Raw genomic sequence first — 17,317 nt, forward strand, 5'->3', positions numbered from 1 at the left:
GCCGGCGCTCCACCTCAGCGACGATCGGTCAGTACTCGCGCGTGGGCAGCGCTTCCTTGGCCGCGGCCTGGTCGAACGCCTCGTCCTTGACGACGATGCGCTTCTCGACCTCTTCACCGGCGATGACGGCCTTGGCGATCTCCGCCAGGTCCGGCCCGAGGAGCGGGTTGCACTCGACGATGTAGTTGATCTTGCCGTCGGCGAGCGCCTGCATGCCGTCCTTGACGGCGTCGATCGTGACGATCTGGATGTCCTTGCCCGGCACCAGGCCGGCCGCCTCGATGGCCTCGATCGCGCCGAGACCCATGTCGTCGTTGTGGGCGAACACGAGGTCGATGTCGTCGTGCTTGTTGAGGAAGCCCTCCATGACGGTCTTGCCCTCGGCACGCGTGAAGTTACCGGTCTGGCTGTCGATGATCTCGACGTCCGAGCCCTCGATGGCGGACTCGAAGCCTTCCTTGCGGTCGATCGCCGGGGCCGAGCCCGTGGTGCCCTGGAGCTCGACGACCTTGAGGCCCTCGCCGTCGAAGTTCTCGGCGACCCACTGACCGGCCGTCTCGCCCTCCTTGACGAAGTCGGAGCCGATGAACGACTCGTAGAGGGTCTCGTCCTCAGCGTCGACGGCGCGGTCCGTGAGGATCACGGGGATGCCTGCAGCCTTGGCCTCCTGGAGCACGGCGTCCCAGCCGGTCTCGACCACCGGGGAGAACGCGATGACGTCCACGCCCTGCGTGATGTAGGAGCGGATGGCCTGGATCTGGTTCTCCTGCTTCTGCTGGGCGTCGGAGAACTTGAGGTCGAAGCCGTTCTCCGCGGTGAGCGTGTCCTGGATGGACTTGGTGTTCGCTGCTCGCCACCCCGACTCGGCGCCCACCTGGGAGAAGCCGAGCGTGATGACGCCGTCGTCGGCGCCGGCGGCCGGCTCGCCGCCGGCTGCGGGCTCGTTACCTGCGTCCGAGCTGCAGGCGCCGAGTGCAAACAGCGAAGTTGCCGCCACCGCCGCGAGGACGGTGCGGGTGAGGGTAGTGCGTGCCATGTCTCCTCCTTGAGAGCCCGCGCGACGTCGTGCGGGTTACGTGCGGCGAAATTGCCCGCCTCGAATGTTAGCGCTCACATGGCCGAGTCCATAGCCACCCAAGTCACATTCTAGTAACGAGTCAGGCGCGATTCCTCTAATAGAGGAACATTCGGATTTGTGTGACGAAGTGACCTAATTCCTCACCGCCAGGGCGAGCGGCCACCCGTCGTCCGACCACGCCAGCTCCTCGACCGCCAGCCGGAAGTCCCCGCCCGACGTGCCGTCGTAGTAGTGAAAGGCGAGGTGCCCGCGGGAGACCGACTGCCCGCCCGGCCCGACCATGGTCCCCTCTGTGCCGAGCACCGGGGTGCCGCCGCCCAGGACGAGATCCTTCCCGTCCGCGTCCACGTACGGACCCGTGACCTCCCGGGAGCGCCCGACGGCGATGTTGTAGGTCGAGTCGGTGCCACGGCAGCAGAGGTCGCGGGAGAAGAACAGGTAGTACCAGCCGTCCCGCTCGACGACGTACGGCGCCTCGATCGGGTTGTCGGGCACGCCTACCCGGCTCGCGACCGTGACGGGCTCGGCCCCTGCCGGCGGCTTCCCGCTGGGCCACTCCAGCGGGAGCAGCTGGAGGCCGCCCCAGAACGACCCGAAGAACAGCCACGGGTTCCCGTCAGCGTCCTCGACGATCCCGGGGTCGATCGCGTTGAAGTTGTCCTCGCCAGGCACAGACTCGACGACCATGCCCTGGTCGGTCCAGCCGTAGGCGGGGTCGTCCGGGTCGGGCGTGGCGCCCGTCCGCAGGCCGATCGCCGAGCGGTTCGACCCGAACGTCGACGCCGAGTAGTAGAGGTACCAGGTGTCGTCGTGCTCATAGAGCTCGGGCGCCCAGAAGTTCTCGACGCCGTCGATGCTTGCTCGCACCCACTCCGGGTCGGTGTCGGCGTCCCAGGCGGTGCCGGCGTCCGCCCAGGTGGCCCCTCCGTCGTCGGAGCGGCGCACCTGCGGCGCGCCGAACCCGACGTTGACGTCGCCGGTCGAGTACACGAACCACGGCTCGCCCTCGGCCCCGGCGACGAGGGCCGGGTCGTGCACCCGCAGGTCGCCGGCCAGGTCCAGCACCCGGGGCCGCGGCTCCCAGGGCCTGGTCACCGCCAGAGCCGAGACCGTCGCGGCGACCCCGACGGCCACCGCGACGGACGCCGACACGCCTACCGTCCGCCGGCGGCTCACTCCTTCTCCAGGCGCAGCATCGACCAGGAGACCGGAGGCAGCTCGGCCCGGACCCGGTCGTCGGCCACCTTCGCCGACGTGTTCGGCTGCGGCAGCACGCTCGTGTCGTCGTCCGCGGTGGCGTGCCAGGTGTGATCGGGGTTGGACAGCGTCAGGGCCTGGGCCACGCGCATGCCCGGGAACCCACGCAGGTCGACGTCGAGCACCACCTGCTCGGTCAGCGACCGGTTCACGGCGAACAGCACGACGTCGCCGGACTCGGCGTCGTACGTGGCCACGGCGTCGAGCACGGCGACCTCGCCGAACTTGGCGGTCTCGTGCACGGGCGAGTCGACAGCGAGCCGGAGCACCTCGCCGGCGGCGTGCCGGGCGGTGAGCGCGAACGGGTGGAAGATCGTCTGCTTCCAGATGCGCCCGCCGGGTTCGGTCATGATCGGTGCGATGACGTTGACGAGCTGCGCGAGGGACGCCGCGTGCACGCGGTCGGTGTTGCGCAGCAGCGAGATGAGCATGTTGCCCACCAGCACGGCGTCGGCCACGTTGTACCGGTCCTCCAGGAGCACGGGCGCCACGGGCCAGTCGTCGCCCGACGGCGGCCGCGACTCCGCGCGCTTCTGGTACCAGACGTTCCACTCGTCGAACGAGATGTGGATCCGCTTGGTGTGCTTGCCCGCCGCGCGGACGGCGTCAGCCGTAGCGGCCACCGACTCCACGAAGTGGTCCATGTCCACCACGGAGGCCAGGAACGACGCCAGGTCGCCGTCCTCCTCCCAGTAGTAGGCGTGCGCGGAGATGTGGTCGACGTGCTCGTACGCCTCCGTGAGCACCGTGTGCTCCCACTCGCCGAACGTCGGCATGGCCGAGCTCGAGGAGCCGCACACCACGAGCTCGAGACCCTGGTCGATCATGCGCATCGCGCGGGCAGTCTCCGCCGCGAGCCGCCCGTACTCCTGGGCGGTCTTGTGTCCGATCTGCCACGGGCCGTCCATCTCGTTGCCCAGGCACCACATCTTGATCTTGTACGGGTCCTCGGCTCCGTTGGCCCGGCGCTGGTCGGCCCAGTAGGAGCCGGCCGGCACGTTGCAGTACTCGAGCAGGTCGAGCGCCTCCTGCACACCACGCGTGCCCAGGTTGACGGCCATCATGGGCTCGACGCCGGCCTTGGCGGTCCAGCGCATGAACTCGTCGACGCCCACGAGGTTGGGCTCCATCGTGTGCCAGGCCAGGTCCAGGCGCCGGGGACGCTGCTCGACCGGTCCGACCGCGTCCTCCCACCGGTATCCGGAGACGAAGTTGCCGCCCGGGTAGCGCACCGTCGATACGCCGAGCTCGCGCGTGAGCTCGATGACGTCGCCGCGGAAGCCGTCGGCATCGGCGGTGGGATGCCCCGGGTCGTGGATGCCCGTGTAGACGCAGCGCCCGAGGTGTTCGACGAACGAGCCGAAGGTGCGGCGGCGCACGGGCCCGACGACGAAGGCGGGGTCGAGCGAGACGGTGGCGGAGTGCATGGAGTTCCTCATTCCCTGTCGCAGCCGCAGCGGCCGCTGTACATCGTTGTAGACCAGATGCTAGCGTGTGCCGCATCGATTCTCCATCGATGTAACTTCAGAGCCGAAGAGACAACCCGGTACGCTCCGCGACACGCTGCGCCGCCATATCTGGCGGCTCGGCCCGCACCAGCAGCCCGGCTCAAGAGAGGAACCGTGATGAGGAAGTCACGCCTGACCACCGGCATCGTCGCCACCCTGGTCCTGGCCTCCACCGCCGCCTGCGGCAGTGGTTCGGGAACGGACGACGACGGCAAGCTCACCTTCATGTTCCGCGGTGGCGAGGACGAGAAGGCCGCATATCAGGAGGCCATCGACAGGTTCTCCGAGGAGACCGGCGTGGAGGTCGAGGTCATCGTCACCGACGCCGACCAGTACGCCACCAAGCTCCAGGCAGCGATCTCGGGCAACAACGTGCCCGACGTGTTCTACATCGAGCAGGCCAACCTGCAGTCCTACGTCACCTCCGGCGTGCTTCTCGACATCACGGACCACGTCGAGGCCGCTGGCGTCGACCTGGACAACCTGTGGGAGTACGGCGTCAACTCCTACCGCTACGACGGCACGCTCCAGGGCACGCCCGACGGCGCGCTCTACGGCCTGCCGAAGGACGTCGGCCCGTTCGCCATGGGCTACAACAAGACGATGCTCGAGGCCGAGGGCATCGAGCTGCCGAGCCCCGACGAGCCCTACACCTGGGACGAGTGGCTCGACGTGCTGAAGAAGGTCACCAAGGACACGGACGGCAACAACGAGGTCGACCAGTGGGGCACCGGCCTCAACGTCCAGTGGAACATGCAGGGCTTCGCCTGGAGCAACGGCGCCGACTGGACCAACGAGGACCGCACCGAGGTCACCGTGGACACCCCCGAGATGGCCGAGGCGCTGCAGTACATCGCCGACCTGACCACGGTGGACGAGGTCACCCCGAACGCCGAGCAGGCGGCCACGCTGGACACCTACCAGCGTTGGATGGAGGGAGAGCTCGCCTTCTTCCCCGTGGGTCCCTGGGACGTGAGCGTGTACAACGAGCTCGACTTCGACTACGACCTCATCCCGTTCCCCGCGGGCTCCACGGGTGAGCCCGCCACGTGGGTCGGCTCGCTCGGCATCGGCGTCTCGGCCACGACCGCCATGCCGGAGGAGGCGGCCGAGCTGGTCACCTACCTGTCCGCCGACGAGACCGCACAGCAGACCCTGGTCGACGCCGGCATCCAGGTGCCGAACCTCAAGGACATGGCCGCCGAATGGGCGGCCGAGGAGGGCACGAGCCCGGCCAACCGCCAGGAGTTCCTCGACATCGTGGAGGACTACGGCCGCCCGATGCCGGCCGCGATGACCTATGGCGCCGCCTGGTACGACGAGATGTGGACCAACATCCAGCCCGTCCTTGACGGCCAGCAGACGGCCGAGGAGTACCTGGCCGAGGTGGAGCCGCGGATGCAGGCTCTGCTCGACGAGTCCAACGACCAGGCCGAGCAGGCCGCAGCCGCCTCCGCCAACTAGTCCTCTTGGGTTGTGGGCGTGATCGTTGCGCCTAAAGCGGTCATGGGGTCGCAACGATCACGCCCACAACCCAGGCCACTGCAGAGAGGGATCTCATGGCTGGCACGGCTTCGCGCCTCCATCGGTCCGAGAACCGCTGGGCCCTCGCCTTCGTCGCGGCCCCGGTGATCGGCTACCTGCTGTTCACGCTGTATCCGGTGTGCTTCGCCGTGTACGCGTCGCTGACGAACTGGAACGGCCTCGGGGTCATGCGGTTCGTCGGCCTCGACAACTACGTGAAGCTCCTCAGCGACGCGAACTTCCTCGAGTCGTTGTACAACACCTTCTTCTACATGATCGGCATCCCGATCGGCCTGGGTATGTCACTCGCCCTCGCCGTCGCGATGAACCGCAAGATCGTCGGCCTGACCGCCTTCCGCACCATCTACTACGTGCCGGTCATCTCGTCTCTCGCGGCGATCGCGATCCTGTGGCAGTGGGCGTACAACGGCGACTTCGGCCTGGTGAACCAGGCCCTTGCCCTCGTCGGCATCGACGGCCCCAACTGGCTGGCCAGCACGGTCTGGGCCAAGCCGGCGATCATCCTGATGGCCATCTGGAAGGGCCTGGGGTACTCGATGATCCTGTACCTGGCCGCCATCCAGTCGGTGCCGCGCTCGCTCTACGAGGCCGCGCAGCTCGACGGCGCCAACGGCTGGCAGCGGTTTCGCACCATCACCCTGCCCATGGTCCGTCCGGTGACGTTCTTCCTGGTGGTGACCAACGTGATCGGCGGGGCGCAGATCTTCACCGAGATCAACATCATGACGCCCTCAGGCGGACCGGAGTACAGCACCGCGTCAGCGGTCTGGCACATCTGGCGACAGGCGTTCCGGTACCAGCAGATGGGGTACGCGACGGCCATGGCGATCGTGCTCGGCCTGCTGATCCTCATCATCACCCTGATCCAGTTCAGCCTGAACCGGCGCAACAGCTTCGCCATCGACTGAGGCGGAGGCGGAGGAATCATGAGTCTCACCACGGCCCAGAGCCGCGACCCCCTGAACACCAAGACCCGCGGCCTCGCGTCTCCCGGCCGCAAGGCCCCGGGCCGCACCCCGATGAGCCGGACCACGAGCACCCGTATCGGTGACTGGCTGGTCTTCACCCTGCTCTCCGCCGGCGCGATCGTGATGGTCGCACCGCTGGTCTGGATGGTCTCCACGTCGCTGAAGACCAAGACGGAGGTCTTCGCCCTGCCACCCGTGTGGATCCCCGAGGTGCCACAGTGGGACACCTACGTCCGGATGTGGCAGGACTCCAGCATCCTCACCGGGTTCCAGAACAGCTTCATCGTGGCCGCCACCGTCACCGTGCTCGGCACGATCACCTGCTCGATGGCGGCGTTCGCCATCGCGAAGATGCGGCTACCGTTCAGCAACCTCATCTTCGTCGGCCTGCTGACCGGGATCATGATCCCGTACCCCACCCTGATGATCCCGCAGTTCGTGATGTTCTCCCGGATCGGTTGGGTGGACACGCTCCTGCCGCTGATCGTCCCGGCGATCTTCGGCAACATCCTCGTGATCTTCTTCCTGCGGCAGTACCTGGAGAACGTGCCGAACTCGATCATCGAGGCGGCCAAGATCGACGGCGCGAGCTTCTGGCAGATCTTCTGGCGGCTGATCTTCCCGATCATCCGGCCGGCGGTGGCCGCCCAGTTCATCCTCTGGTTCATGGCCATCTGGAACGACTACCTGGCGCCGATCCTGTACCTGAACACACCGGGGCGGCAGACCCTCCAGGTGGTCATCGCCAACATGAACGTGCAGTACGCGACCCAGCGGGACTACCCGCTGATCATGGGCGCGTCCTTCATCGCTCTGCTGCCCATCCTCGCGATCTTCCTGATCTTCCAGCGGCAGATCATCGAGTCGGTCGCCCTCTCCGGCACGAAGGGATGACCACAGCCGCGTGGGGTGGCCGGCACGTCCACGACCCCACCGTCGTCCGCGACGACGACGGCACCTACTGGATGTTCTCCACCGACGCCCGCTCGGACGGGCCCGTACGCGCCGGTGTCCAGGTGCGCACCTCGCGCGACCTGGTGGGCTGGACGTTCCACGGCTGGGCGCTCGACGGCGTCCCCGGCCCGGCGTGCGACTGGTCCACGGCAGCCGGCCTGTGGGCCCCCGACGTCGTCCGCGTGGGCGATCCGGGCTCCGGAAGGGCCGAGTGGCGCATGTACTACTCCGCGTCGACGTTCGGGTCGCGGCGGTCGGCGATCGGCCTCGCGACCGCGCCGCACCCATCCGGGCCCTGGAGCGACCGCGGCATCGTGATCGCGAGCGACCACGTGGACGGGCCGGCCGGGCTCGGGCACCCCAACGCGATCGACGCGAACCTGGTCACCGAAGCCGGTGGGCGGCAGTGGCTCGTCTACGGCTCGTTCTTCGGCGGCATCTACGCGCTGCCGGTCGACCCGGCAACGGGGTTCGTGGTCGACGCGCACCCACCCGAGGCGCTGCGCAGGTTTCCGGGCAAGCTGCTGGCGCGCCGCTCGCGTCTCGCCGATGGCGCGGTCGAGGGCGCGTTCGTCCTCCCCCGGCCCGGCGGCGGCTGGGCCCTCCTGGTCTCGTACGACTCCTTGGCCGGGACGTACCACCTGCGTGCCGCCGTCGGGGACGACGTCGGCGGTCCGTTCCAGGACCGCGCCGGGCGGCTGATGACCGACGGCGCGCCAGGCGCCCCGGGCGGCGCGTCCGGCGTCGACCCCTGGCAGGTCGGCGTGCCGGTCCTGGCGAGCCACCGCCTGGCCCGCGGCCCCGGCATCCTCGCGCCGGGTCACGCGTCGGTCCTCACCGAACCAGGGCGACAGCTCGTGGTGCACCACGTGCGCGACGCCGACGCTCCGACCGAGCACCGCGTCCAGGTACGGCGGCTGGTGTGGACGCACGACGGCTGGCCCCTGGTCTCGCCGCAGCCCTGGGCCGGTCCGGACCGCGAGAACGACGACTCCGCCACCTGGCCCACCGGCCCGGACGTGCTCGACGGGACGTGGGAGGTGCTCGACGTCGGCGCCGCGCCCGCCAAGGTGGTCGACGGCCAGGCCGGAGCGCTCGGCGACGTGCTCGACGGCGCGCTCACCGGCGTCGGCCGAGCGCGCCCGCTCGGCGAAGGGCGGTTCGTCTGGGAGGGCGCTGCCGGCGACGGGACGTCCCGGACGTGGGCCGCCGTCGTCCATCCCGGCTGGGACGCTGTCCGCGACCGTGCCACGCTGTGCCTGGCAGCGGTGGACGACGCCGGTCGCGTGGTGACCGGCACGAAGGTGAGCGACGAGTGACCGAACCCGGGCCGGACAAGGCGGTGCGCGACACCTCGGCCGAGGACGAGATCGGCTGGAGCGGCGGCATCATGCGGGTGCTCCGGCATGTCACGCGGCTGGTCGAGGTCAACATCCTGTTCCTGCTCGGGACGCTCGCCGGCGGCGTGATGCTGGGTGTGTGGCCGGCGTTCCGCGCCGCCAGCGCCGTGCTGCTCGACGGCGATCCCGCCGAGTCCCCGTGGCGCCCGTTCTGGCGGGCCTGGCGGGACGGCTGGCGACGCGCCAACCTGCTCGGCATCCCGTTGTGGGTAGTGGGCGCGGCGCTGCTGTTCGACTCCCTCGTGCTCGCGCAGATGGATGGTCCGGCGCGGGCCGCCCTGCAGCTGGGGCTCGTCCTGGTGGGTGCCTGGATCGCCGTCGTGCTGGCCTATTGGCCTCGGGTGGTGCTGCGCTACGACCGGCCCCCGCTCGACACCTGGCGCTTCCTGCTCCTGAGCCCCGCACTCGGCCCCGGTGTCGCCCTCGGTGCCTTGGTGGTGCTCGCGGTGTGCGGCCTGGTGTCGTACGTGATCCCGCTGCTCGGGCTGCTCGCCGGGGTCGCGGTGCCGCTGTGGCTCAGCGGGCGGATGGTCGACGAGCGCCTGCACCGCATCGACGAGGCCAGCGGTCCGGCCGACGAGGTCAGCCGGCCTCCAGAGGGCTGACCTCGATGCCCTCCACCCGGCCGGGCAGCACGGCCACGGCCTTCTCGCCGTCCCCCGGTGCGCCGCCGGTCGACTCCCGGCCGACGATCCGCGTGCCGGGCACGATGCGGCGGAACGGCTTCTCCGTGCCGCCGATCCGCTCGACCAGCAGCTCGACGGCGGTGCGGGCGATGTCGTCGCGGCCCGGGTCCACCGACGAGATGGTCGGCACGGAGTAGCGGACGTCGTCGACGTCGTCGAACCCGATGAGGGCGACGTCGCCGGGCACGTCGATGCGCCGCGCATGCAGTGCGTGCAGGGCGCCGAGCGCCATGGCGTCGTTCAGGGCGAAGACCGCGTCGATCTCGACCCCGGAGTCGAGCATGCGGCCCATCGTCTCCGCGCCTGTCGAGCGGTGCCAGAGGCCCGCCTCGCCCACGAGCGCGGGGTCGAGCGGGATACCGGCGTCGGCCAGCGCCCGCTCGTAGCCGGTCAGCCGCAGCGCCGCCGAGCCGATGACCTCGCCCGCGTGCGCGCCGACGACCGCGATGCGCCGTCGGCCCGTAGCGATGAGGTGCGCCGTCGCGGCCCGGGCCGCCTCCACGTTGTTCATGGTCACGTGGTCGGCCCGCGCCCCGAAGACACGCTCGCCGAGGACGACGAGCGGGAAGTCGACGTCGAAGCGGCCCAGGTCGTCGGGGCCCAGGGCGAGGGGTGAGAAGAGCACGCCGTCGGTAAGGTGCCGACGGCCGCCCGCGAGCACCTCGAGCTCACGCGCGCGCTCGGCCCCGGTCTGCTCGATGAGCACAGTCCAGCCGCGCTCGTCGGCGGCGCGGATGACGGAGTCGGCGAGCTCCGCGAAGTACGGCAGCGAGAGCTCGGGCACGTTGAGGGTGATCATCCCGGTGCGGCGGATGCGCAGGTTCCGCGCCGAGACGTTCAGCCGGTAGCCGAGGTGGTCGATCGCCTCCTCGACACGCTGCCGGGTCTCGGCGCGGATGTGCGGGTACCGGTTCACGACGTTCGAGACGGTCTTGACCGAGACTCCGGCGCGCTGCGCGACGTCGTGCATCGTCACCGGCATGGGTGCACGTCCTTCCGAGGGGGTCGTGGTCAGGGCATCCGGACGCATATACTCTACATCGTTGTAGAACCACTCGGCGCAGCCGCCGACGATCCGACCACTACGGAGGACAACGATGTCACCACGCAAGCCACTCGCGGCGCTCGGGGCGTTCGCGATCAGTGCCGCCCTGGCCGTCGCGGCGCCGGCGTCCGGGGCGGTTGCCGGACCGCCCGGCGGGACGACGGCCGGTGCGCCGGGCGGGATCAGCGTCGTCGGCGACACCTCGCCGGTCCACGACCCCGCCCTCACCATCGACGACGACGGCACCTGGTGGGTCTACTCGACCGGCCTCCTGAACCGCGAGAACGGCGGGACCGTCCAGATGTGGTCGTCCCACGACGACGGCACCACCTGGGCCTACGAGGGCACGGTCTGGGACGAGATCCCCGCCTGGATCGACGAGCACTTCTCGGACGGCGCGCTGCCGGACAACCTCTGGGCTCCCGAGATCTACGAGCACGACGGCACCTACTACCTGTACTACTCGGCGTCCCGCTTCGGTACCAACAACTCCCTGACGGCGCTCGCCACGAACACCACCCTCGACCCGGACGACCCCGACTACGAGTGGGTCGACCAGGGACCGGTCATCACGTCCCCCGCCCCGATCGAGGACGGCAAGACCTTCAACGCGATCGACGCCGGCATCGTCACCGGTGACGACGGCACGCCGTACATGGCGATCGGCTCGCACTGGTACGGCATCTTCCTGGTGGAGATCTCCTGGCCCAGCGGCAAGCCCGTCGAGGGCGCGCTCGAGAACGCCGTCCACCTGGTCGACCGGTTCGCCCCCGGCAACCGTGTCGAGGCCCCGTACATCTACGAGCGCGGCGGCTGGTACTACCTGTTCGCCTCGTTCGACGCCTGCTGCGCCGGAGCGGACAGCACCTACAAGGTCGTCGTCGGACGGTCCCGCTCGGTCACCGGCCCGTACCTCGACAAGGAGGGCCGCAACATGGTCGGCGGCGGGGGCACGGTGCTCCTGGAGTCGAACGGCCCGGTGGCCGGCCCGGGCGGCCAGTCCGTGCACGACGGCGTCCTGGCCTTCCACTACTACGACGGCGCCAACGAGGAGATCCCGTACTTCCCGACCCTTGGCCTGCACCGGATGGCGTGGGAGGACGGCTGGCCCGTGGTGGACCAGACCCTGGCCGTGCCCTCGATCAGCGCGGAGCCCGATGACGTCGAGGTGGCAGCCGGCGGCCGCGCGGTCTTCCGCACCCAGGCAGCGGGCACGCCCCGCCCGGTGATCACCTGGGAGGTGTCGGACGACGGCGGTGCCACCTGGCGCGCGCCATCCGGCGGGCAGCCGGCCACGCGAGGCGACGGCAGCTCGGTGCTGACGCTGCGGGGGGTCACACCGGACCTCGACGGCCTGCGGGTGCGTGCCACGGCGCAGAACGCCGCCGGCCGCACAACCACCGAGGAGGCGACCCTGACGGTCCGCTGACCTGTGTTGTGGGCGCGATCGTTGCGCCTAAAGCGGGCAGGAGGTAGCAACGATCGCGCCCACAACAGGCCTCACCGGATCATGAAGCCGGTGAGGCCTCGCGGCGCCACCTCGGTCACGTCGACCGAGACGACGACGGCGCCGCGGGGGCCGCGCCGCATCCACCCGAGAACGTCTTCGACCCCCGAGGGCGGCCCTTCGAGGACCGCCTCGACCGTGCCCTCGGCGGTGTTGCGGGTCCAGCCGGCCACACCGGCGACCGTGGCCTCCCGCTCGAGGAGGTATCGGAAGCCGACGCCCTGCACCCGTCCGCTCACCACGACGTGCCGTGCAACCAACGTGACCATGACGCCATCCTCACCCGACGATCCCGGCGTCGCCTCCGTCGTGCGGGGGGTGGCCCGTCATCCCTGCGGCGGATCACGCGGCGAGGCCCGCCGTGATGTGCTGGACCTGACAGGCCAGCCGACGTTCCAAGGAGACCGCGATGGACCTCAGCCTCGCCGAGGAGTACCTGCTCCTCGCGCTCGACGACACGTCGGGCAAGCCGCTGCTCAGCTCGCAGTACCTGCAGTTCGCCCTGGCCGGAGCGTCGGTCGCCGACCTCACCCTGCACGGTGCGCTCGAGGTGTCCGACGGCGCCGACGGCGGACGGAAGGGCCGGTTCCACGTGACCGGCCGCGCGACGCCGTCGGACCCGCTGCAGCGCGAGGTGCTCGACCTGATGCACGACCGCAAGCCCAAGGACGCGATCCGGAAGGTGGGGCAGGGCAGCTTTGCCAGGAGGCTTCGCGACTCGCTGCAACAGGGCCTGGCCGCCCGGGGTGTGCTGCGCGAGGAGCAGGTCAAGATCCTGGGGCTCTTCCCCAGCACCACATGGACGGCGCACGACCCGGCGCCGGAGGCCGCCGTCCGCAAGCGCGTGCTGGCCGCCCTGACCGGGCGCGCGGACGCGGACGAGCGGACGGCGGCCCTGGTCTCGCTCCTGCTCGCGACCGACCTGACCCGCAAGATCTATCCCGACCAGGACCGTCGTGCGCTGAAGCGCCGCGCGAAGGAGATCGCCGAGTCCGAGTGGGCAGGCGCCGCGGTGAAGCGCGCGATCGACGACGTCAACGCGGCGATGATCGCGGCAACCGTGGCGGCGACGGGCGCAGCCACAGCAGGCAGCTGACCCGACCCTGCTCTGCCGAGGTAGAACCAGGGCGAGATAGAACCAGGCCGAGATAGAACCAGGCCGATAGAACCGCAGCGAAGTAGGGCTGGAGCGCACCCTTCAGGGGTTCGCTCCAGCCCTACTTCGCTGCGGTTCTATCTCGCCACGGTTCTACCTCGGCAGAGCAGGGTCAGAGGCCCTGGGCCAGGCGGTAGTACGCCTGGTTGTGGCGGACCTGGTCGGCGAAGCCGCGACGCGTCGTGTCCTCGTCGATGACGAGGAGCTCGGTGCGCGCGATGTTCGCGAAGACCTCGAACGCCTCGATGCCCGCTGCGGTCGACATGACCGTGTGGTGGGCGCCGCCCGCCGTGAGCCACGACTCGGCGGAGATCTCGAACGACGGCCGCGGCTTCCACATCGCGCGGGCGACCGGCAGCTTCGGCAGGTCGCGCGGCGGGGTGACGACGTCGACCACGTTGGCGGTCAGGCGGAACCGGTCCCGCATGTCCGCGAGCGAGACGACGACGGCGCCCTCCACGGCGTCGGCCGAGAACACCATGCGCACCGGGTCCTCCTTGCCGCCGATGCCGAGCGGGTGGATCTCGATCCGCGGCTTCGAGGTGGTCAGCGAGGGGCAGACCTCCAGCATGTGCGCGCCGAGGATCAGCTCGGAGCCCGGGGTGAGGTCGTAGGTGTAGTCCTCCATGAGGCTCGCGCCCCCGGGGAGGCCGAGCCCCATCACCTTGGCCGCCCGCACGAGCACCGCCGTCTTCCAGTCGCCCTCGGCGCCGAAGCCGTAGCCCTTCTCCATGAGGCGCTGGACCGCCAGGCCGGGGAGCTGGCGCAGGGCGCCCAGGTCCTCGAAGTTGGTGGTGAACGCCTTGGCGCCGGCCGCCTCCAGGAACCCGAGCAGCGCGATCTCCTGGCGCGCGGCGTAGCGCAGGGAGTCGTGCCGGTCGCCGCCGTCCCGCAGCTCGGGAGCGACGTCGTACTTCTCCTCGTACTCCGCGACCACCTTGTCGATGGCGGCCTCCTCGACGGCGTCCACCGCCGCGACCAGGTCGTTCACGCCGTGCGTGTTCACCGAGACGCCGAACCGCAGCTCGGCCTCCGTCTTGTCGCCCTCGGTGACTGCCACGTTGCGCATGTTGTCGCCGAACCGCACCAGCTTGAGCTCGTGCGTCGCCGCCCAGCCGGCCGCGCCGCGCACCCAGGTGCCCACCCGGCGCGTGACAGCCGGGTTGGAGACGTGCCCCACCACCGTCGTCCGCGCGACGCCGAGCCGCGTGGCGATGTACGCGTACTCGCGGTCGCCGTGCGCGGCCTGGTTGAGGTTCATGAAGTCCATGTCGATGTCGTCCCAGGGGAGCTCGACATTCGCCTGCGTGTGCAGGTGCAGCAGCGGCTTGCGCAGCGCGTCCAGGCCCGCGATCCACATCTTCGCGGGGCTGAAGGTGTGCATCCACGTGACGACACCCAGCACCTTGTCGTCGCCGTTCGCGTCCAGCATGGCGCGGCGGATCGCAGGCGAGTCCTTGAGGACGGGCTTCCACACCACCTTGACCGGCACGTCCGACGACGCGTCCAGCGCGCGGGCGACCTCCTGGGACTGCTCCGCGACCTGGGCCAGGGTCTCCTCGCCGTAGAGGTCCTGGCTCCCGGTGAGGAACCAGACCTCACGGTCCGCGTAGGGCTTGGTGCTCATGCCTGTCCTTCCATGTTCTGTTCGGCAGTGGCCGACGACGTCGTCGCGGGCTGGCCGTAGACGTTCTGATAGCGGTCGTAGAGGGAGTCGATGTGCTGCTGCTCGATCGGCACGGGCTCGCCGAGCTGGCGGGAGATGTGCACGGTGCGGGCAACCTCCTCGACCATCACGGCGGCCTTCACGGCTGCCCGTGCGTCCTTGCCGATGGTGAACGGGCCGTGGTTGCGCATCAGGACCGCGGGGCTGCGGTGGCCGCTCAGGGTCTCGACGATGCCCCGGCCGATCGAGTCGTCGCCGATGATCGCGAACGGACCCACCGGGACGGGCCCGCCGAACTCGTCGGCCATCATCGTGAGCACGCACGGCACCTCTTCGCCGCGTGCGGCCCAGGCCGTCGCGTACGTGGAGTGCGTGTGCACCACGCCGCCCACCTCGGGCATGTGCCGGTACACGTAGGCGTGCGCAGCGGTGTCCGACGACGGCGAGCGCGTGCCGTCCACGAGGTTGCCGTCGAGGTCGCACACCACCATGCCCGCGGGGGTGAGGTCGTCGTAGGAGACGCCAGAGGGCTTGATGACGAACAGGTCGGCGCTGCCGTCCGGAGCAGCCGGGTTCGGCACACGCTGCGACACGTTGCCCGCGGTCCAGACCACCAGGTCCCAGCGGGGCAGCTCGGCGTGCAGGTCCGAGACGACGGCGCGGACGCGCTCGACCTCGTCCTGGAGCGCCTGCGGGTAGTCGGTCAGGGCCTTCATCTCGGTTCTCGCGTTCATCGGTCGTTCTCCTGCGTCGTGTCTCGGGTCCGGAGCGCGGCGACGGCGGCGTGCTCGATGGCGAGCCCCGCGCTGTAGCGCTCCAGGAAGGCGGAGAAGCCCGCCACGTCGTCGGCGTCGGGCTCGACGACGTCGAGCGCGGCGTCCGCGAACACCTCGGCGCCGAGGTAGGCGCCCAGGTCCTGCTCAGGGGCGGCCGCGCCCCGCGCGGACGCCCGGTACGCGGCGAGCACGGCGATGCCCCAGGCGCCGCCCTCGCCCGCCGTCCGGCCCACGGCCACGGGGGCGCCGAGTGCGGCGGCGAGCAGGCGCTGGGCCACGCCCTCAGTCCTGAACATGCCGCCGTGCGCGAACATCGCGTCCAGCTCGACCTGCTCCTCGGCCAGCACGCGCATGCCGAGGCTCAGGGTGCCGAACGCGCTGTAGATCTGGGTGCGCGCGAAGTTCGCCAGCGTGAGGCGGCTGTCGGGGGTGCGGGTGAACAGCGGGCGCCCGGCCTCCAGGCCGGTGATGGGCTCGCCGGACAGGTAGTTGTAGGCGAGCAGGCCACCGCCGTCGGCGTCGCCGTCCAGCGCGGACCGCAGGAGCGCCCCGAAGACGGCGTCGGGGCCGGCCGGCTGTCCCAGCGCCGTGGCGAACTGGCCGAACATCTCGGCCCAGGCGCCCAGCTCGCTGGCGCCGTTGTTGCAGTGCACCATCGCGACGAGATCGCCGGCCGGGGTGGTGACCAGGTCCAGCTCCGGGTGCACCCGCTCGAGCGCCTTCTCCAGGACGACCATCGCGAAGATGCTGGTGCCGGCGCTGACGTTGCCGGTGCGCGGCGCCACGGAGTTGGTGGCGACCATGCCGGTCCCGGCGTCGCCCTCGGGCGGGCACAGCGGGATGCCCGGTCGCAGCGTGCCGGTCGGGTCCAGGAGCGCGGCGCCCTCCTCGGTGAGAGCGCCGGCGTCGGCGCCGGCCGGCAGGGCGCGCGGCAGCAGGTCGGCGATGCCCCGGCCGGGACCGCGGTCGGCCACGACCTCGTCGAACTGGGCCAGCATCTGCCGGTCGTAGTCCTTCGTCACCGGGTCGATCGGGAACATGCCGGAGGCGTCGCCGACGCCGAGCACCTGCTGGCCGGTCAGGCGCCAGTGCACGTACCCCGCCAGCGTGGTGATGTGCCGCACCTGCGGCACATGCGGTTCAGCGGAGAGGATCGCCTGGTAGAGGTGGGCGACCGACCAGCGCAGCGGGATGTTGTGCCCGAACAGGCCGGAGAGCTCGGTCGAGGCCTGCTCGGTGGTGGTGTTGCGCCAGGTGCGGAACGGCACGAGCAGCTCGTCCGCCTCGTCGAACGCCAGGTACCCGTGCATCATCGCCGAGACACCGATCGCGCCGACGGCGGTGAGCCGCACGCCGTACTGCCGCTCGACGTCGGCCAGCAGGGCGGCGACGGACTCCTGCAGGCCGGACCAGACGGCGTCCAGCGAGTAGGTCCACGTGCCATCGACGAGCTGGTTCTCCCAGTCGTGGCTGCCGCTGGCGAGCGGTGCGTTGTCCGGACCGACGAGACACGCCTTGATCCGGGTGGAGCCGAGCTCGATACCGAGGGCCGTCCGACCCTGCTCGATCGCCTCCCGGAGGCCGGTGAGCCGCCCCACTGCTTCGTCTTGCCGCTCCACCATGGTGGACCGCTCCGTCCTGCCCGCATCGTCGCGAGGCGTTGCTCGTGTAAAAAGTCGTTCGACCGTCCCGGTAAGCCGTTCACCGTCTACGGCGATGTTAACGCTCACACGATACCTAACGACAACTCGGTACCCAACCCCCCGGCCGG

15 protein-coding genes are annotated in these 17,317 nt (G+C 70.3%); 7 read left to right on the top strand and 8 right to left on the bottom strand.

Annotation, left to right across the window (positions count from 1 at the left end; all coding sequences use genetic code 11):
- Positions 1-28: 28 nt before the first annotated feature.
- From IE250_RS06170 to arfA, 3 genes are all read right to left on the bottom strand, one after another.
- Complete coding sequence (locus IE250_RS06170; protein ID WP_189668436.1) at positions 29-1,036, bottom strand: ABC transporter substrate-binding protein; 1,008 nt, start codon at positions 1,034-1,036, stop codon at positions 29-31.
- Between the two features lie 174 nt (positions 1,037-1,210).
- Positions 1,211-2,230, bottom strand: coding sequence for an arabinan endo-1,5-alpha-L-arabinosidase (locus tag IE250_RS06175; protein WP_229872201.1), 1,020 nt, complete (start codon positions 2,228-2,230; stop codon positions 1,211-1,213).
- A gap of 20 nt (positions 2,231-2,250) precedes the next feature.
- Positions 2,251-3,762, bottom strand: a complete 1,512-nt coding sequence (arfA, locus tag IE250_RS06180; RefSeq protein WP_189668438.1) for an arabinosylfuranosidase ArfA — start codon at positions 3,760-3,762, stop codon at positions 2,251-2,253.
- Positions 3,763-3,960: 198 nt separating this feature from the next.
- Between arfA and IE250_RS06185 the strand changes: the two genes are divergently transcribed.
- From IE250_RS06185 to IE250_RS06205, 5 genes are all read left to right on the top strand, one after another.
- A complete protein-coding gene (locus IE250_RS06185) occupies positions 3,961-5,307 on the top strand; it encodes an ABC transporter substrate-binding protein (RefSeq protein WP_189668439.1) in 1,347 nt (448 codons plus the stop codon).
- Between the two features lie 95 nt (positions 5,308-5,402).
- Complete coding sequence (locus IE250_RS06190; protein ID WP_189668440.1) at positions 5,403-6,296, top strand: carbohydrate ABC transporter permease; 894 nt, start codon at positions 5,403-5,405, stop codon at positions 6,294-6,296.
- An 18-nt stretch (positions 6,297-6,314) separates the two neighbouring features.
- Positions 6,315-7,250, top strand: coding sequence for a carbohydrate ABC transporter permease (locus IE250_RS06195; RefSeq protein WP_229872202.1), 936 nt, complete (start codon positions 6,315-6,317; stop codon positions 7,248-7,250).
- Positions 7,247-8,629 carry an arabinan endo-1,5-alpha-L-arabinosidase gene (locus IE250_RS06200; RefSeq protein ID WP_189668441.1) on the top strand — a complete coding sequence of 461 codons (1,383 nt, stop codon included), beginning with the start codon at positions 7,247-7,249 and terminating at the stop codon, positions 8,627-8,629. The genes IE250_RS06195 and IE250_RS06200 overlap by 4 nt, the downstream gene beginning before the upstream one ends.
- Entirely contained in the window at positions 8,626-9,315 is a 690-nt protein-coding gene (locus IE250_RS06205; protein WP_189668442.1) for a YesL family protein, read from the top strand. Before IE250_RS06200 ends, IE250_RS06205 begins: the two co-directional genes overlap by 4 nt.
- On the opposite strand, the gene IE250_RS06210 is transcribed toward IE250_RS06205, so the two are convergent.
- On the bottom strand, positions 9,293-10,378 hold the full coding sequence (locus tag IE250_RS06210) for a LacI family DNA-binding transcriptional regulator (RefSeq protein WP_189668443.1): 1,086 nt from the start codon (positions 10,376-10,378) through the stop codon (positions 9,293-9,295). The two genes, IE250_RS06205 and IE250_RS06210, sit on opposite strands and share 23 nt — an antisense overlap.
- A 115-nt stretch (positions 10,379-10,493) precedes the next feature.
- On the opposite strand from IE250_RS06210, the gene IE250_RS06215 reads away from it, so the two are divergent.
- Positions 10,494-11,870 (top strand): glycoside hydrolase family 43 protein, encoded by a 1,377-nt coding sequence (locus IE250_RS06215; RefSeq protein WP_189668444.1) that lies wholly within the window; start codon positions 10,494-10,496, stop codon positions 11,868-11,870.
- A 71-nt stretch (positions 11,871-11,941) separates the two neighbouring features.
- Here the strand turns inward: IE250_RS06215 and IE250_RS06220 are convergent, their stop codons facing one another.
- Positions 11,942-12,217: an acylphosphatase gene (locus IE250_RS06220; protein WP_189668445.1), complete on the bottom strand. Its 276-nt coding sequence runs from the start codon at positions 12,215-12,217 to the stop codon at positions 11,942-11,944.
- Between the two features lie 140 nt (positions 12,218-12,357).
- On the opposite strand from IE250_RS06220, the gene IE250_RS06225 reads away from it, so the two are divergent.
- Entirely contained in the window at positions 12,358-13,044 is a 687-nt protein-coding gene (locus IE250_RS06225) for a GOLPH3/VPS74 family protein (RefSeq protein WP_189668446.1), read from the top strand.
- Positions 13,045-13,216: 172 nt separating this feature from the next.
- On the opposite strand, the gene araA is transcribed toward IE250_RS06225, so the two are convergent.
- Genes araA through IE250_RS06240 form a run of 3 tightly spaced genes read right to left on the bottom strand, consistent with a single transcriptional unit; the run spans position 13,217 to position 17,168 of the window.
- Positions 13,217-14,731, bottom strand: coding sequence for an L-arabinose isomerase (gene araA, locus IE250_RS06230; RefSeq protein ID WP_189668447.1), 1,515 nt, complete (start codon positions 14,729-14,731; stop codon positions 13,217-13,219).
- Positions 14,728-15,504 (bottom strand): L-ribulose-5-phosphate 4-epimerase, encoded by a 777-nt coding sequence (locus IE250_RS06235; RefSeq protein ID WP_229872203.1) that lies wholly within the window; start codon positions 15,502-15,504, stop codon positions 14,728-14,730. Before IE250_RS06235 ends, araA begins: the two co-directional genes overlap by 4 nt.
- Positions 15,501-17,168, bottom strand: a complete 1,668-nt coding sequence (locus tag IE250_RS06240) for a xylulokinase (RefSeq protein ID WP_189668448.1) — start codon at positions 17,166-17,168, stop codon at positions 15,501-15,503. The genes IE250_RS06235 and IE250_RS06240 overlap by 4 nt, the downstream gene beginning before the upstream one ends.
- Positions 17,169-17,317: the final 149 nt, after the last annotated feature.

This window comes from Promicromonospora soli, from assembly GCF_014653785.1.
Lineage (GTDB): Bacteria > Actinomycetota > Actinomycetes > Actinomycetales > Cellulomonadaceae > Promicromonospora > Promicromonospora soli.

What these genes read in the sequence shown, in the direction of transcription:
- IE250_RS06220 (WP_189668445.1), bottom strand. Translation starts at nt 12,217, where the DNA reads ATGGTCACGTTGGTTGCACGGCACGTCGTGGTGAGCGGACGGGTGCAG.
- IE250_RS06210 (WP_189668443.1), bottom strand. Translation starts at nt 10,378, where the DNA reads ATGCCGGTGACGATGCACGACGTCGCGCAGCGCGCCGGAGTCTCGGTC.
- IE250_RS06170 (WP_189668436.1), bottom strand. Translation starts at nt 1,036, where the DNA reads ATGGCACGCACTACCCTCACCCGCACCGTCCTCGCGGCGGTGGCGGCA.
- IE250_RS06185 (WP_189668439.1), top strand. Translation starts at nt 3,961, where the DNA reads ATGAGGAAGTCACGCCTGACCACCGGCATCGTCGCCACCCTGGTCCTG.
- arfA (WP_189668438.1), bottom strand. Translation starts at nt 3,762, where the DNA reads ATGCACTCCGCCACCGTCTCGCTCGACCCCGCCTTCGTCGTCGGGCCC.
- IE250_RS06215 (WP_189668444.1), top strand. Translation starts at nt 10,494, where the DNA reads ATGTCACCACGCAAGCCACTCGCGGCGCTCGGGGCGTTCGCGATCAGT.
- araA (WP_189668447.1), bottom strand. Translation starts at nt 14,731, where the DNA reads ATGAGCACCAAGCCCTACGCGGACCGTGAGGTCTGGTTCCTCACCGGG.
- IE250_RS06225 (WP_189668446.1), top strand. Translation starts at nt 12,358, where the DNA reads ATGGACCTCAGCCTCGCCGAGGAGTACCTGCTCCTCGCGCTCGACGAC.
- IE250_RS06195 (WP_229872202.1), top strand. Translation starts at nt 6,315, where the DNA reads ATGAGTCTCACCACGGCCCAGAGCCGCGACCCCCTGAACACCAAGACC.
- IE250_RS06200 (WP_189668441.1), top strand. Translation starts at nt 7,247, where the DNA reads ATGACCACAGCCGCGTGGGGTGGCCGGCACGTCCACGACCCCACCGTC.
- IE250_RS06240 (WP_189668448.1), bottom strand. Translation starts at nt 17,168, where the DNA reads ATGGTGGAGCGGCAAGACGAAGCAGTGGGGCGGCTCACCGGCCTCCGG.
- IE250_RS06190 (WP_189668440.1), top strand. Translation starts at nt 5,403, where the DNA reads ATGGCTGGCACGGCTTCGCGCCTCCATCGGTCCGAGAACCGCTGGGCC.
- IE250_RS06235 (WP_229872203.1), bottom strand. Translation starts at nt 15,504, where the DNA reads ATGAACGCGAGAACCGAGATGAAGGCCCTGACCGACTACCCGCAGGCG.